At 69.4% G+C, this 14,101-nt stretch carries 13 protein-coding genes and 1 pseudogene; 12 read left to right on the forward strand and 2 right to left on the reverse strand.

The window, feature by feature from the left end; genetic code table 11:
• Positions 1 to 55 precede the first annotated feature (55 nt).
• The 11 genes from OG936_RS27120 to OG936_RS27170 all read left to right on the forward strand — a co-directional run bounded on the left by OG936_RS27120 (position 56) and on the right by OG936_RS27170 (position 11,916).
• Entirely contained in the window at positions 56 to 640 is a 585-nt protein-coding gene (locus OG936_RS27120; protein WP_406498112.1) for a PaaI family thioesterase, read from the forward strand.
• Entirely contained in the window at positions 640 to 1,173 is a 534-nt protein-coding gene (dut, locus tag OG936_RS27125) for a dUTP diphosphatase (protein WP_406498113.1), read from the forward strand. Before OG936_RS27120 ends, dut begins: the two co-directional genes overlap by 1 nt.
• Position 1,174: 1 nt before the next feature.
• Entirely contained in the window at positions 1,175 to 1,948 is a 774-nt protein-coding gene (locus tag OG936_RS27130; RefSeq protein WP_266749200.1) for a DUF3710 domain-containing protein, read from the forward strand.
• Between the two features lie 346 nt (positions 1,949 to 2,294).
• The gene (gene kdpF, locus OG936_RS27135) at positions 2,295 to 2,384 is read left to right on the forward strand and encodes a K(+)-transporting ATPase subunit F (RefSeq protein WP_356933025.1); all 90 of its coding nucleotides are present in this window, start codon (positions 2,295 to 2,297) and stop codon (positions 2,382 to 2,384) included.
• Positions 2,385 to 2,391: 7 nt separating this feature from the next.
• Positions 2,392 to 4,056 (forward strand): potassium-transporting ATPase subunit KdpA, encoded by a 1,665-nt coding sequence (kdpA, locus tag OG936_RS27140; RefSeq protein WP_406498116.1) that lies wholly within the window; start codon positions 2,392 to 2,394, stop codon positions 4,054 to 4,056.
• Positions 4,053 to 6,179: a potassium-transporting ATPase subunit KdpB gene (kdpB, locus tag OG936_RS27145; RefSeq protein ID WP_406498117.1), complete on the forward strand. Its 2,127-nt coding sequence runs from the start codon at positions 4,053 to 4,055 to the stop codon at positions 6,177 to 6,179. The genes kdpA and kdpB overlap by 4 nt, the downstream gene beginning before the upstream one ends.
• Before the next feature lie 23 nt (positions 6,180 to 6,202).
• Positions 6,203 to 6,871, forward strand: a complete 669-nt coding sequence (locus tag OG936_RS27150; protein WP_383758826.1) for a potassium-transporting ATPase subunit C — start codon at positions 6,203 to 6,205, stop codon at positions 6,869 to 6,871.
• A gap of 379 nt (positions 6,872 to 7,250) precedes the next feature.
• Entirely contained in the window at positions 7,251 to 9,794 is a 2,544-nt protein-coding gene (locus OG936_RS27155) for an ATP-binding protein (RefSeq protein WP_406498119.1), read from the forward strand.
• A gap of 70 nt (positions 9,795 to 9,864) precedes the next feature.
• Positions 9,865 to 10,557: a response regulator gene (locus OG936_RS27160; RefSeq protein ID WP_406498121.1), complete on the forward strand. Its 693-nt coding sequence runs from the start codon at positions 9,865 to 9,867 to the stop codon at positions 10,555 to 10,557.
• A gap of 168 nt (positions 10,558 to 10,725) precedes the next feature.
• Positions 10,726 to 11,142, forward strand: a complete 417-nt coding sequence (locus tag OG936_RS27165; RefSeq protein WP_406498122.1) for an OB-fold nucleic acid binding domain-containing protein — start codon at positions 10,726 to 10,728, stop codon at positions 11,140 to 11,142.
• Between the two features lie 3 nt (positions 11,143 to 11,145).
• Positions 11,146 to 11,916, forward strand: coding sequence for a DUF3159 domain-containing protein (locus OG936_RS27170; RefSeq protein ID WP_406498124.1), 771 nt, complete (start codon positions 11,146 to 11,148; stop codon positions 11,914 to 11,916).
• A 123-nt stretch (positions 11,917 to 12,039) separates the two neighbouring features.
• Here the strand turns inward: OG936_RS27170 and OG936_RS27175 are convergent, their stop codons facing one another.
• Positions 12,040 to 12,717 carry a TrkA family potassium uptake protein gene (locus OG936_RS27175; RefSeq protein WP_266749212.1) on the reverse strand — a complete coding sequence of 226 codons (678 nt, stop codon included), beginning with the start codon at positions 12,715 to 12,717 and terminating at the stop codon, positions 12,040 to 12,042.
• Positions 12,717 to 13,385, reverse strand: coding sequence for a TrkA family potassium uptake protein (locus OG936_RS27180; RefSeq protein ID WP_266749213.1), 669 nt, complete (start codon positions 13,383 to 13,385; stop codon positions 12,717 to 12,719). Before OG936_RS27180 ends, OG936_RS27175 begins: the two co-directional genes overlap by 1 nt.
• A gap of 196 nt (positions 13,386 to 13,581) precedes the next feature.
• Here OG936_RS27180 and OG936_RS27185 point away from each other — a divergent pair.
• Positions 13,582 to 13,981: pseudogene (locus OG936_RS27185) on the forward strand (aminocyclopropane-1-carboxylate deaminase/D-cysteine desulfhydrase family protein); the annotation flags it as partial.
• Between the last annotated feature and the right edge of the window lie 120 nt (positions 13,982 to 14,101).

The raw sequence follows: 14,101 nt of genomic DNA on the forward strand, positions 1-14,101 counted from the left end.
CCCAAGCTTGGCACGGCGCGACCCCCGGGTGGCCGCGCGGGTAAGGTCTGCGCCTGTGAGTGGAACATCTGCGGCTCTGAAGCCCCCGGTCGGCGCGGTGAAACCGGTCCGACACCCCGAAGCCCCGGCCCCCGGTGAACTCCTCGGCGCGCACTACGAACACTGTTTCGGCTGCGGCGACGGACAGCGTCACGGGCTGCACCTCCAGGCGCGGGCCGGCGAGGGGGTCGGTGTCACCGCCGAGTTCACCGTGCAGGCCGCCCACCAGGGCGCCCCGGGCCTGGCACACGGGGGCATTCTGGCCACCGCGCTGGACGAGACGCTCGGCTCGCTGAACTGGCTGCTGCGGGTGATCGCGGTGACCGGGCGGCTGGAGACCGACTTCGTCCTGCCGGTTCCGGTGGACACCGTGCTGCATCTCGACGCGGAGATCACCGCCGTGCACGGCCGGAAGATCTACTCCCGGGCGACCGGCCGGATCGGCGGGCCGGTCGGACCCGTGGCCGTCCGTGCCGAGGCCCTCTTCATCGAGGTCAAGGTCGACCACTTCATCGAGAACGGCCGCCCGGCCGAGATCCGGGCGGCGATGGCCGACCCGGACCAGGTCAAGCGCGCTCGCGCGTTCGAGGTGAACCCCTGATGCGCCGTCCCGTGGACGTACTGATCCGCCGTGTCGACCCGGAGGTGCCGATTCCGGCCTACGGGCACCCGGGCGACGCCGGGGTCGATCTGGTGACCACCGAGGCAGCCGAACTCGCCCCGGGCGAGCGGGCCGTGCTTCCCACCGGGGTGTCGATCGCGCTGCCCGACGGGTACGCCGCGTTCGTGCACCCGCGGTCCGGCCTCGCCGCACGCTGCGGAGTCGCCCTCGTGAATGCCCCGGGGACGGTTGATGCCGGGTACCGTGGAGAGATCAAGGTGATCGTCATCAATCTCGACCCGCGCGAGCCCGTGCGGTTCGAGCGGTTCGACCGGATTGCCCAGCTGGTCGTTCAGCAGGTCGAGAAGGTGCGCTTCCACGAGGTGGCGGAGCTACCCGGCTCGGCTCGCGGCGAGGGAGGCTTCGGTTCCACCGGAGGTCACGCTTCCGGTGATGTTGATGGCGTCAGGGGCGGGAATACCCAGGGCGGGAACAGCTACGCTTCGGTCGTACCCGACCGGGAAGGACAGTGACGTGTTCGGACGTCGCAAGAAGAGTGGTTCCGCCGAGGACGTGGCGGACGAAGCGCGCGAGGCCGAGCAGGTCGTCGACGAGCTCGATGACGCCGATGGGGCCGACAGCGGCTCGCGTCGGGTGAATCTCCCGCCGGCGCCGCGGCCGGACGGACCGTGGGACATCACCGAGGTCTCCCAGCCCGGCGAGGGCCGGGTCGACCTGGGCGGCGTCTTCGTGCCCGGCGTCGAGGGCATGGAGCTGCGCGTCGAGGTGGCCGGTGACGCCATCGTCGCGGCGACCGTGGTGCTGCGCGACAGCGCCATCCAGCTGCAGGCCTTCGCCGCCCCCAAGAAGGAGGGCATCTGGGGCGAGGTCCGTGAGGAGATCGCCTCGGGCATCACCCAGCAGGGCGGGATCATCGACGAGGTCGAGGGCCCGCTGGGCTGGGAGCTGCGAGCCCAGGTCCCCGTACAGCTCCCGGACGGGACGAACGGCGTGCAGCTGGTGCGCTTCGTCGGCGTCGACGGACCGCGCTGGTTCCTGCGCGGAGTGATCTCCGGCCAGGGTGCCGTGCAGCCGGAGGCGGCGGGGCTGCTGGAGACGGTCTTCCGGGACACCGTGGTCGTCCGCGGCGAGGGCCCGATGGCGCCGCGCGACCCCATCGTCCTCAAGCTTCCCGACGACGCCCAGATGGTGCCCGAAGGCGTCCAGCAGGAGAACCAGGAGAACTCGAAGTTCTCCGGAGGCATGGGCCAGCTCCAGCGCGGACCCGAGATCACCGAGGTGCGCTGAGCCGAGCCGGACAGCCGTCCGGTACAGCTTCGGCCGGTGGGCCGTACCCCCTTTCGAGGGGGTACGGCCCACCGGCCTTTCCACGTCCCGGGCCGGCTCCGGAGGGCGCACAAAAGGGGCACGTATGGGGCGCGTATGGGGCACGTATGCGGGCCGTCAAGGGCTCGGCGTTCCCCGTAAGGAAGCCATCAACGCAGGCCGCGACGCCTTGGCCACAAGCTTTGCTCATGAGGTCCGAGAATCCGTACCTCATCTAGGAGCACACGATGGCCGACGTGGCCTTCGTCGTCACCACGATCGCGGTGTTCGCGTTGGTGGCTCTCATCGCCAAGGGGGTGGCCAAGCTGTGACCGTCGAAAACGTCGTCGGCCTCGTCGTGGCCGTGGCCCTGCTGGGCTATCTCGTCCTCGCCCTCCTGTACCCGGAGAGGTTCTGAGCCCGATATGAGCCCCGTCCTTGCCGGCATGCTTCAGGTCCTCGCGCTCATTGCGGCGCTGGGGCTGGCGTACCGACCTCTCGGCGATCACATGGCCGGCGTCTACTCCTCGAAGAAGCACCTCCGGGTCGAGAAGTGGATATACAAGGCCATCGGCGCCAACCCCGACACGGAGATGCGCTGGACCGCGTATCTGCGTGGTGTGCTCGCCTTCTCCGCGGTGAGTGTTCTCTTCCTCTACCTGCTCCAGCGGCTCCAGGGCGCTCTGCCCGGTTCGCCGGGCTTCTCCTCGATCGACCCGGACCAGGCGTTCAACACGGCTGCGTCGTTCGTCGCGAACACCAACTGGCAGTCGTACGCGGGCGAGCAGGCCATGGGCCATGTCGTCCAGACCGGCGGCCTCGCGGTGCAGAACTTCGTCTCGGCCGCCGTCGGCATCGCCGTCGCGGTCGCGCTGGTACGGGGCTTCGCCAGGTCCCGTACCGGTGAACTCGGCAATTTCTGGGCCGACCTGGTGCGCGGCACCGTACGCGTCCTGGTGCCGATCTCCCTGGTCGGCGCGTTGGTGCTGGTCGCCTGCGGTGCCATCCAGAACTTCGCCGGCATCCATGAGGTCGGCCAGTTCATGGGCGGCTCGCAGCAGTGGAACGGCGGCGCCGTGGCCTCCCAGGAGGTCATCAAGGAGCTGGGTACGAACGGCGGCGGCTACTTCAACGCCAACTCGGCCCATCCGTTCGAGAACCCCAACGGGCTGTCCAACCTGTTCGAGATCTTCCTCATCCTGGTCATTCCGTTCGCGCTGACGCGGACGTTCGGCCGGATGGTCGGCTCGCTCAAGCAGGGTTACGCGATCCTGGCGGCGATGGGCGGCATCTGGCTGGGCTTCACCGCCCTGATGATGTGGACCGAGTTTGCTCACCACGGACCCGCCTTCGACATCGCGGGCGGGGCGATGGAGGGCAAGGAGACCCGGTTCGGGATCGCCGGTTCGTCGCTCTTCGCCGTGGCCACCACGCTCACCTCGACCGGTGCGGTGAACTCGTTCCACTCCTCGTACACGGGATTCGGCGGCGGGATCACGATGCTGGGCATGCAGCTCGGCGAGATCGCGCCCGGCGGTGTCGGCTCCGGCCTCTACGGCATGCTGATCATGGCGATCATCGCGGTGTTCATCGCGGGTCTGATGGTCGGCCGTACGCCCGAGTACCTCGGCAAGAAGATCGGCACCCGCGAGATCAAGCTCGCGGCCTGCTACATCCTGATCACCCCGGCGCTGGTGCTCTGCTTCACCGCCGCGGCGATGGCCCTGCCCACCCCGCCCCACTCGATGCTGAATTCCGGTGCGCACGGATTCTCCGAGGTGCTGTACGCGTACACCTCGGGCGCGAACAACAACGGTTCGGCGTTCGCCGGGCTGAACGCGGACACACAGTGGTTCAACACGACGATCGGTCTCGCGATGCTGCTGGGCCGGTTCCTGCCGATGGTCTTCGTACTGGCTCTGGCCGGCTCGCTCGCCGAACAGAAGCCCGTACCGGCGACCGTGGGAACCCTGGGCACGCACAAGCCGCTCTTCAGCGGGCTGCTGGTCGGCACGATCCTGATCATCACCGGGCTGACCTACTTCCCGGCCCTGGCGCTGGGGCCGTTGGCCGAAGGGCTGGCGTCATGACCACCCGTACGAAGCAAGAGGACTCGATGTCCACTGTCACCCCCACCCGGGCACCGCACCAGGACACGCCCACGGGTCACCAGAGCGAAGGACGCGTCGGAGGGGGCCTGTTCGACCCCAGGCAACTGCTGAAATCCTTCCCCGACGCCGTACGCAAGCTCGACCCCCGGGTGATGGTCAAGTCCCCGGTGATGTTCGTGGTGCTGATCGGTTCGGTGTTCACCACCGTGCTGGCCTGCCTGGACCCGGGCGACTGGTTCGGCTGGGCGATCGCTGCCTGGCTGTGGCTGACCACGATCTTCGCCAACCTGGCGGAGGCGGTCGCCGAGGGCCGCGGCAAGGCGCAGGCCGACACCCTGCGCAAGGCCAGGACCGGCACCGTGGCCCGGCGGATCACCGGCAGGAACGAGGAGCGGGTGCCGGGCACCGAGCTGCGCGTCGGTGATCTGGTGGTCTGTGAGGCCGGCGACATCATTCCCGGCGACGGAGACGTCGTCGAAGGTGTCGCGAGTGTGGACGAGTCCGCGATCACGGGGGAGTCGGCGCCGGTCATCCGGGAGTCCGGCGGCGACCGCAGCGCCGTCACCGGCGGCACGAAGGTGCTCTCCGACCGGATCGTCATCAAGATCACCACCAAGCCCGGCGCGACCTTCATCGACCGGATGATCGCCCTCGTCGAGGGCGCCGCCCGGCAGAAGACGCCCAACGAGATCGCGCTGAACATCCTGCTCGCGTCCCTCACCGTCGTCTTCCTGCTCGCCGTCGTCACCCTCCAGCCTTTCGCGATCCACGCCGGCCAGAGGCAGTCGGTGATCGTGCTGACCGCCCTGCTGGTCTGCCTGATCCCGACGACCATCGGCGCCCTGCTCTCCGCGATCGGCATCGCCGGCATGGACCGCCTCGTCCAGCGCAATGTGCTCGCGATGTCGGGGCGTGCCGTCGAGGCCGCCGGAGACGTCTCCACCCTGCTGCTCGACAAGACCGGCACCATCACGCTCGGCAACCGGCAGGCCGCCGAATTCGTCCCCGTCAAGGGCACGACCGAGGCTGAACTGGCGGACGCGGCCCAGCTGTCCTCCCTGGCCGACGAGACGCCCGAGGGCCGCTCGATCGTCGTGCTCGCCAAGGAGAGGTACGGGCTGCGTGAACGCCATCAGGGCGAGCTGCGGAAGGCCGAGTGGGTTGCCTTCACCGCCCAGACGCGGATGTCGGGCGTGGACGTCGACGGACGCAGGGTCCGCAAGGGCGCGACCGGGTCGGTCGTCGACTGGGTCAAGGGGCGGGGCGGCAGTGTCCCGCCGGACGCGCAGGCGCTCACCGACCGGATCTCCGAGGCAGGCGGCACGCCGCTGCTGGTGGCCCTGGAGGACGAGCAGGGCGCCCGTGTCCTGGGCGTCATCCACCTCAAGGACGTCGTCAAGGAAGGCATGCGGGAGCGGTTCGACGAGCTGCGCCGGATGGGCATCAGGACAGTCATGATCACGGGCGACAACCCACTGACCGCGAAGGCCATCGCCGAGGAGGCGGGGGTCGACGACTTCCTCGCCGAGGCCACGCCCGAGGACAAGATGGCCCTCATCAAGCGGGAGCAGGCGGGCGGCAAGCTGGTCGCGATGACGGGCGACGGTACGAACGACGCGCCCGCGCTGGCCCAGGCGGACGTCGGCGTGGCCATGAACACCGGCACCTCGGCCGCCAAGGAGGCCGGGAACATGGTGGATCTGGACTCCAACCCGACCAAGCTGATCGAGATCGTCGAGATCGGCAAGCAACTGCTCATCACCCGTGGCGCACTGACGACGTTCTCGATCGCCAACGACGTCGCGAAGTACTTCGCGATCATCCCGGCGATGTTCGCTGTGGTCCACCCGGGCCTGGACAAGCTCAACATCATGCAGTTGTCCTCGCCCCAGTCCGCGATCCTGTCCGCCGTCGTCTTCAACGCGCTGGTCATCATCGCGCTGGTCCCGCTCGCCCTGAAGGGCGTGCGCTACCGGCCCAGCAGCGCCGACTCGATGCTCCGGCGCAACCTCGGGATCTACGGACTCGGCGGACTGGTCGCCCCGTTCATCGGCATCAAGATCATCGACCTGATCATCTCCCTCATTCCCGGGCTGAACTGAATTTAGGAATCGGCTGACCTGCCATGAACAACTCCGTAGCAAACACCGCCCGGTTGCTCTGGGCCGGGCTGCGTGCCCTGCTCGTCCTCACCGTCGTCTGCGGCGTGCTCTACCCGCTCGCCGTCACCGGTGTCGCCCAGGGCATCTTCCCCGGCAAGGCCCACGGCTCCGAGATCACCGTGAACGGCAAGGTCGTCGGCTCCGAACTCATCGGGCAGCGCTACGACCTGCCGCTGAAGAAGGGGCAGCAGACCGCGGCCCCGGACCTCAGGTGGTTCCAGCCGCGCCCGTCCAACGGCCTCGGAACCAACAGCGTCAACACCCAGTACAAGCTGACCATCTCCGGCGCGACCAACCGCTCCGGTGACAACAAGGAGCTCATCGACTGGGTCACCGCCGCCAAGGCCGCCGTCATCAGGGACAACTCCGTCCCCGGCCACCCCGTCAGCCCCACCGATGTGCCGGCCGACGCCGTCACCTCCTCGGGCTCCGGCCTCGACCCCGCCATCTCCCCGGCGTACGCGCAGCTCCAGGTGCGCCGCGTCGCCGAGCGCAACCACCTCGCCGTCGCCCAGGTGGAGAAGCTCGTCGAGCAGCACACCGACGGGCGGATCCTCGGCTTCGTCGGAGAACCGAGGGTCAACGTGCTCCGGCTCAACATCGCGCTCAGGCAGTTGGCGAACGCGGCCTGACGGAGCAGGGGGCCGCGACGTCGCCCCGGCGGTGGCGTCGCGACCCCCTCGTACGAGCTACCCGGCGGTCCTGCCCAGGCTGCCCAGGTAGCCCGGACGGACCGCGCACGGACGCCGACGCGGGACGCAAGCCGGCGGCGCGGACGGAGAACGGGCGGAAGGCGGCCGGAGTCCGGTCCGGGGGCGGAGGCGTACCCGTGACACACCGCCGGGGGAAGCGGGGGGCGGAAAACCGGCCTCGTTCCCCCGACGACGGCATCAGAATCCTGTCAATTCGGCCCCCGACCCCACCCCCGGTCCTATTTGCCGGGAATGCTCGGGGTAGCTTCGAAGTGGCTGTCGCGTCGGCGGCAGCCGGTTTCGAGAAGACAATGGGGCCATGGCACGCGGCAAGCTTCGGATCTACCTGGGTGCGGCACCCGGCGTCGGCAAGACGTACGCGATGCTCTCCGAGGCCCACCGGCGCGTGGAGCGGGGCACCGACTGCGTCGTCGGCTTCGTGGAACACCACGACCGCCCGCGCACCGAGGTGATGTTGCACGGCCTGGAGCAGATCCGGCGGCGCGAGATCGAATACCGCTCCGCCGTCTTCACCGAGATGGATGTCGACGCGGTACTGGAACGCGCCCCGGCCGTCGCCCTGGTGGACGAACTGGCACACACCAACGTGCCGGGCTCCCGCAACGCCAAGCGATGGCAGGACGTGGAAGAGCTCCTCCAGGCCGGCATCGACGTGATCTCGACCGTCAACATCCAGCACCTGGAGTCGCTCGGCGACGTCGTCGAGGCGATAACCGGCGTACGCCAGCGCGAGACCGTCCCCGACGAGGTCGTCCGCAGGGCCGACCAGCTCGAACTCGTCGACATGTCGCCCCAGGCGCTGCGCCGCCGGATGGCCCACGGCAACATCTACAAGCCGGACCGGATCGACGCGTCCCTGTCCAACTACTTCCGCCCGGGCAACCTGACCGCCCTGCGCGAGCTGGCCCTCCTCTGGGTCGCCGACCGGGTCGACGAATACCTTCAGCAGTACCGCGGCGAGCACAACATCCGCACCACCTGGCAGGCCCGCGAACGCATCGTCGTCGGCCTCACCGGCGGCCCCGAGGGCCGTACACTCATCCGCCGCGCGTCCCGAATGGCGGCCAAGGGCTCCGGCAGCGAGATCCTCGCCGTCTACATCGCCCGCAGTGACGGACTGACCTCCGCCTCGCCGAAGGAGCTCGCTGTCCAGCGCACCCTGGTGGAGGGCCTCGGCGGCACGTTCCACCACGTCATCGGCGACGACATCCCGTCGGCGCTCCTCGAATTCGCCCGTGGGGTGAACGCCACGCAGATCGTCCTCGGCTCCAGCCGCCGCAAGGCCTGGCAGTACATCTACGGACCGGGCGTGGGAGCCACGGTCGCCCGCGAGTCCGGCCCCGACCTCGACGTCCACATCGTCACCCACGAAGAGGTCGCCAAGGGCCGCGGGCTGCCCATCGCCCGCAGCGCCCGGCTGGGCCGGGCCCGGATCATCTGGGGCTGGCTGGTCGGGGTGGGCGGCCCGGCCCTTCTCACGCTGCTCCTGATCGGCCTGGACAGCGGCCCCGGGCTCGCCAACGACGTCCTGCTGTTTCTCTTCATGACCGTGGCGGCGGCCCTGATCGGCGGGCTGCTGCCGGCCCTCGCCTCGGCCGCCGTGGGCTCGCTGCTGCTGAACTACTGGTTCACCCCGCCCACCCATACGCTGACCGTCCAGGACCCGGAGAACTTCGTCGCCATCGTGATCTTCTTCGCGGTGGCTGTCTCGGTCGCCTCGGTCGTCGATCTGGCCGCTCGCCGTACCCACCAGGCGGCCCGGCTGCGCGCCGAATCGGAGATCCTCTCCTTCCTGGCGGGCAGTGTGCTGCGCGGCGAGACCACCCTGGACGCGCTCCTGGACCGGGTCCGCGAGACCTTCGGCATGGAGTCCGTCGCCCTGCTGGAGCGGCTGAGCGACGTCGATCCGTGGACCTGCGCCGGGAGCGTCGGGCCGGCCCCGGTGGCCCGGCCGGACGACGCCGACGTGGACATGCCCGTCGGTGACCACATGGCGCTCGCGCTCTCCGGCCGGGTGCTGCCTGCCGAGGACCGCCGGGTGCTCGGCGCGTTCGCCGCCCAGGCCGCCGTCGTACTGGACCGCCAGCGCCTGGTCGGCCAGGCGGAGCAGGCCCGGCGGCTCGCCGAGGGGAACCGGATCAGGACCGCGCTCCTCGCCGCCGTCAGCCACGACCTGCGTACCCCGCTCGCCGCCATCAAGGCCGCCGTCAGCTCCCTGCGCTCCGACGACGTCGCCTGGTCCGACGAGGACGAGGCGGAACTCCTGGAGGGCATCGAGAACGGCGCCGACCGCCTCGACCACCTGGTGGGCAATCTCCTGGACATGTCCAGGCTGCAGACCGGCACCGTCACCCCGCTGATCCGCGAGATCGACCTCGACGAGGTGGTCCCGATGGCGCTCGGTGGTGTCCCCGAGGGCAGCGTGGACCTGGACATCCCCGAGACCCTGCCGATGGTCGCCGTCGACCCCGGGCTGCTGGAGAGGGCCGTCGCCAACATCGTCGAGAACGCGGTCAAGTACAGCCCCTACGGCGAACGCGTCAACGTGGCCGCCAGCGCGCTCGGCACCCGCGTCGAGCTCCGGGTGGCCGACCGCGGCCCCGGCGTCCCCGACGACGCCAAGGAGCACATCTTCGAGCCCTTCCAGCGCTACGGCGACGCCCCGCGCGGCGCGGGCGTCGGACTGGGCCTCGCCGTCGCCCGCGGCTTCGTGGAGTCCATGGGCGGCACGCTGGACGCCGAGGACACCCCCGGCGGCGGCCTCACCATGGTGCTGACGCTCAAGGCAGCATCGGGATACGTTCCGGTCAGCCCCGACCTGTCCGAGCAGGTCATCTCATGACCTCGCAGGCCACTTCATGATCTCCGCAGCGTCCCGGGAGATCGCCGTACAGCAGAAAGGCAGGGCCCCCATGACCCGGGTGCTTGTGGTCGACGACGAGCCGCAGATCGTACGTGCCCTCGTGATCAACCTGAAGGCACGCAAGTACGAGGTGGACGCCGCGCCCGACGGCGCGACCGCCCTTCAGCTCGCTGCCGCCCGCCACCCCGATGTCGTCGTCCTCGACCTCGGACTGCCCGACATGGACGGCGTCGAGGTGATCAAGGGGCTGCGCGGCTGGACCCGGGTGCCGATCCTGGTGCTCTCCGCCCGCCACACCTCCGATGAGAAGGTAGAGGCCCTGGACGCCGGCGCCGACGACTACGTCACCAAGCCGTTCGGCATGGACGAACTGCTGGCCCGGCTGCGCGCCTCGGTCCGCCGCGCCGAACCGGTCGGCCAGAACGGCTCCGACGACACGGTGATCGTCGAGACCGAGGGGTTCACCGTCGACCTCGCGGCGAAGAAGGTCCACCGCGAGGGCCGCGACGTACGGCTCACCCCCACCGAGTGGCACCTGCTGGAGGTCCTGGTCCGCAACGGCGGCCGCCTCGTCAGCCAGAAGCACCTGCTCCAGGAGGTATGGGGGCCCTCGTACGGCACCGAGACCAACTATCTCCGGGTCTACATGGCGCAGTTGAGGCGCAAGCTGGAGGCCGACCCCTCGCACCCACGGCACTTCGTCACCGAGCCGGGGATGGGATACCGCTTCGAGCGCGGCTGAACGGGGAGGCCGGGAGGCCGCACGGTCGGCGCTCCGCGACCCCTGGAGGCCGTACGGTCGGCGCTCCGCGACCCCGGTGACCGGCCCGCTCGGGAACCCCATGAGTAACCCGTTCGAGTGAGACCCGGGACACCCGCTCGGAGCGCAGGGGACCGGTACCCTTCGGGTATGAGTGCTGTTCCTCGATTCGAGAAGCCCGGCAAGGCGGCGAAGCCGTCCGGTCGCTTCCGGCGGATGCTCGACCGGCTGTCCAGCTCCCAGGAGGACCTGGAGTCCGAGGAGCTGCAGGAGGACTCGCAGGCCTCCGGGTGTACGCGGATCTCCGAATGCACCGACCGGCAGATCGTGAAGGTCACTGGTACGTTGCGGACCGTCACCCTGCGGCCGCGCGCCGGAGTGCCCGCCCTGGAGGCGGAGCTTTTCGACGGCACCGCGCCGCTGGACGTGGTCTGGCTGGGCCGGCGCTCCATCGCGGGCATAGAACCGGGCCGCAAGCTCATCGCCTCGGGCCGCATCGCCATGAATCATGGACGCCGGGTGCTGTTCAACCCCAAATACGAACTCCGACCACTCGGCAAGGAGTAGCCGGTGACGTCTCTCGACAAGCCGACGTCCGACACGGACCGCACGACCCGCACCGACCAGCAGGAGGCCGACGCGAAGGCGGTCACCGAGGCAGCGCTCTTCGAGGCGTTCGGCGGTGTCCGGGGAATGGTGGAGACAGTCCTTCCGGGGCTGCTCTTTGTCACGATTTTTACGATCAAAAAGGATCTGCACATCTCGGCCATCGCGGCCCTGGTGGTGTCCCTGGTCCTCGTCGCCGTACGGCTGATCCGCAGGGACACCGTCAAGCACGCCTTCAGCGGTGTCTTCGGCGTGGCCTTCGGTGTGGTCTTCGCGACGATGACCGGCAATGCCAAGGACTTCTATCTGCCGGGCATGCTCTACACGCTCGGTCTGGCCCTCGCCTACCTGATCACCACCCTCGCCGGGGTGCCCCTGATCGGTCTGATCCTGGGGCCGGTGTTCAAGGAGAACCTCTCCTGGCGCACCAGGAACCCCGGCCGCAAGAAGGCGTACGCCAAGTCCAGCTACGCCTGGGGGCTGATCCTGCTCGCCAAGTGCGCGATCCTCTTCCCGCTGTACTGGTGGGCCGACACCACCCAGCTCGGCTGGATCCTCGTCGCGCTGAAGATCCCCCCGTTCCTGCTCGCGGTCTATTTGACCTGGGTCTTCCTCGCCAAGGCGCCGCCGCCCATCGATGTGTTCGCCGAGATGGAGGCGGAGGAGCAGGCTGAGAAGGCCCGCAAGGCGGAAGGGGAAGCGGCCGCCGCCGCGGCACCACACCAGGAGTACTGAATCGCCCAGAACCTCTGACCGGCACTGGACGGTAGACAGACGTAAGGGGCCCGGAACCGTGCGAAACGGCTCCGGGCCCCTTACGTCTGTCTACCGTCCAGTGCCGGTCAGTCGGTCAGCCGGTCACTCGTCCGAGTCGCCCCGGCGCACCGACAGCAGGTCTTCCAGCTGTTCCTCGCGTGCCTGCGCGGCCACGAACAGCAGCTCGTCACCGGCCTCCAGCGTCTCGTCGGTGCCCGGCGTCAGAACGCGCTGCCCGCGGATGATGGTGACCAGCGAGGTGTCCTCCGGCCAGGCCACTTCGCCGACCTGGGTGCCGGCCAGCGCCGACTCCGGGGGCAGCGTCAGCTCGACCAGGTTGGCGTCGCCGTGGCTGAAGCGCAGCAGCCGGACCAGGTCGCCGACGCTCACCGCCTCCTCGACCAGGGCCGACATCAGGCGCGGCGTGGAGACCGCCACGTCGACGCCCCAGGCCTCGTTGAACAGCCACTCGTTCTTCGGGTTGTTGACCCGGGCGACGACCCTCGGTACGCCGTACTCGGTCTTCGCGAGCAGCGAGACGACCAGATTCACCTTGTCGTCGCCGGTCGCGGCGATCACGACGCTGCAGCGTTGCAGCGCCGCCTCGTCGAGCGAGGTGATCTCGCAGGCGTCCGCCAGCAGCCACTCGGCCATCGGTACCCGCTCCACCGAAATGGCCGTCGGCGCCTTGTCGACGAGCAGCACCTCGTGCCCGTTCTCCAGCAGCTCGCCCGCGATGGAGCGGCCCACCGCACCGGCCCCGGCAATCGCGACACGCATCAGTGACCGCCCTCCTCAGGACCTTCGGCAAAGGCCGCCTCGACCTTCGCGATCTCGTCCGTACGCATCATCACGTGGACCAGGTCGCCCTCCTGCAGCACTGTCTGCGAGCTGGGCAGTATGGCTTCGCCCAGCCGGGTGAGGAACGCCACGCGGACGCCCGTCTCCTCCTGCAGCGTGCTGATCTTGTGGCCGATCCAGGACGGGGTGGTGTGCACCTCCGCGAGCTGCACACCACCGCTGGGATCCCGCCACAGCGGCTCGGCGCCCGAAGGCAGCAGCCGCCGCAGCATCTGGTCCGCGGTCCAGCGCACGGTGGCGACGGTGGGGATACCGAGACGCTGGTAGACCTCGGCGCGCCGGGGGTCGTAGATCCGCGCCGCGACATTCTCGATGCCGAACATCTCGCGGGCGACCCGGGCGGCGATGATGTTCGAGTTGTCGCCGCTGCTCACCGCGGCGAACGCACCGGCCTCTTCGATCCCCGCCTCGCGAAGGGTGTCCTGGTCGAAGCCGACACCGGTGACGCGCCGCCCACCGAATCCGGATCCCAGGCGCCGGAACGCCGTCGGGTCCTGATCGACGACGGCGACCGTGTGCCCCTGCTGTTCCAGGGTCTGCGCGAGAGCGGCTCCGACTCGCCCGCAGCCCATGATGACGATGTGCACCTTGCGCCTACCTCGCAGTCCTGGTCGTCCGGCTGACCTGCGAAAACACCCTGCTCACACTTCTTTCTCAGCTTGCCGGGCAAACAACGGGGCAACGGTCTGTCCCGTTGCCCAGGATGAGCTTATGCGGCCGGGAGTGCGAGGCCTCATCCACGTGCGCTTTCGCCGCGCCCGTGCTGCGGACGGGATGCGGACGGAGAGCGGCGGCAAACCGTACACCAGGCGGGCGCCCCGGCGTCGGCGCGTGCCGGGCACCGACGCGTCCGCCGAACCCGCCCGTACCCGGAGCGATCGTCCGGACCGCGGCCGGCACCGCACGGCTCATCGGGGTGCGCCGTGAGCTCGCCGAGGTCGTCACTGAGCTGGACGAGCGCCATCACGCGGGCACGTACGGCATCCCCGACGACACCACCCTCGACGGGATGTGGCTCGCCGCCCGTACGGTGGGCATGGTCGCCGACCCCGTGTACGAGGGGAAGCCGATGGCCGAAACGGTCGACCTCGTGGCGCGCGGCGAGATCGCCCGCGATTCTCCGTTCTATACGCCCATCTATCTCGGTGGGCGGCTCGCGCTCAACGGTTACAGCGCCCTGTTCGCGACGCCTGAGTGCAAGGATTTCGTTAAGGATTCCGTGGCTTTCTCGGCCGAGCGCAGGAGATTGCGGGGCCACGCGGTTAGCGGGTCTGCGGCTTCCATACGGAACGCTTACGATCCT

This window comes from Streptomyces sp. NBC_00846 (assembly GCF_045207325.1).
Classification (GTDB): domain Bacteria; phylum Actinomycetota; class Actinomycetes; order Streptomycetales; family Streptomycetaceae; genus Streptomyces.

Excerpts from the sequence above, each read along its gene's own strand:
- dut (WP_406498113.1), top strand. The coding sequence starts at position 640 with ATGCGCCGTCCCGTGGACGTACTGATCCGCCGTGTCGACCCGGAGGTG.
- kdpA (WP_406498116.1), top strand. The coding sequence starts at position 2,392 with ATGAGCCCCGTCCTTGCCGGCATGCTTCAGGTCCTCGCGCTCATTGCG.
- kdpB (WP_406498117.1), top strand. The coding sequence starts at position 4,053 with ATGACCACCCGTACGAAGCAAGAGGACTCGATGTCCACTGTCACCCCC.
- OG936_RS27150 (WP_383758826.1), top strand. The coding sequence starts at position 6,203 with ATGAACAACTCCGTAGCAAACACCGCCCGGTTGCTCTGGGCCGGGCTG.
- OG936_RS27155 (WP_406498119.1), top strand. The coding sequence starts at position 7,251 with ATGGCACGCGGCAAGCTTCGGATCTACCTGGGTGCGGCACCCGGCGTC.
- OG936_RS27160 (WP_406498121.1), top strand. The coding sequence starts at position 9,865 with ATGACCCGGGTGCTTGTGGTCGACGACGAGCCGCAGATCGTACGTGCC.
- OG936_RS27165 (WP_406498122.1), top strand. The coding sequence starts at position 10,726 with ATGAGTGCTGTTCCTCGATTCGAGAAGCCCGGCAAGGCGGCGAAGCCG.
- OG936_RS27175 (WP_266749212.1), bottom strand. The coding sequence starts at position 12,717 with ATGCGTGTCGCGATTGCCGGGGCCGGTGCGGTGGGCCGCTCCATCGCG.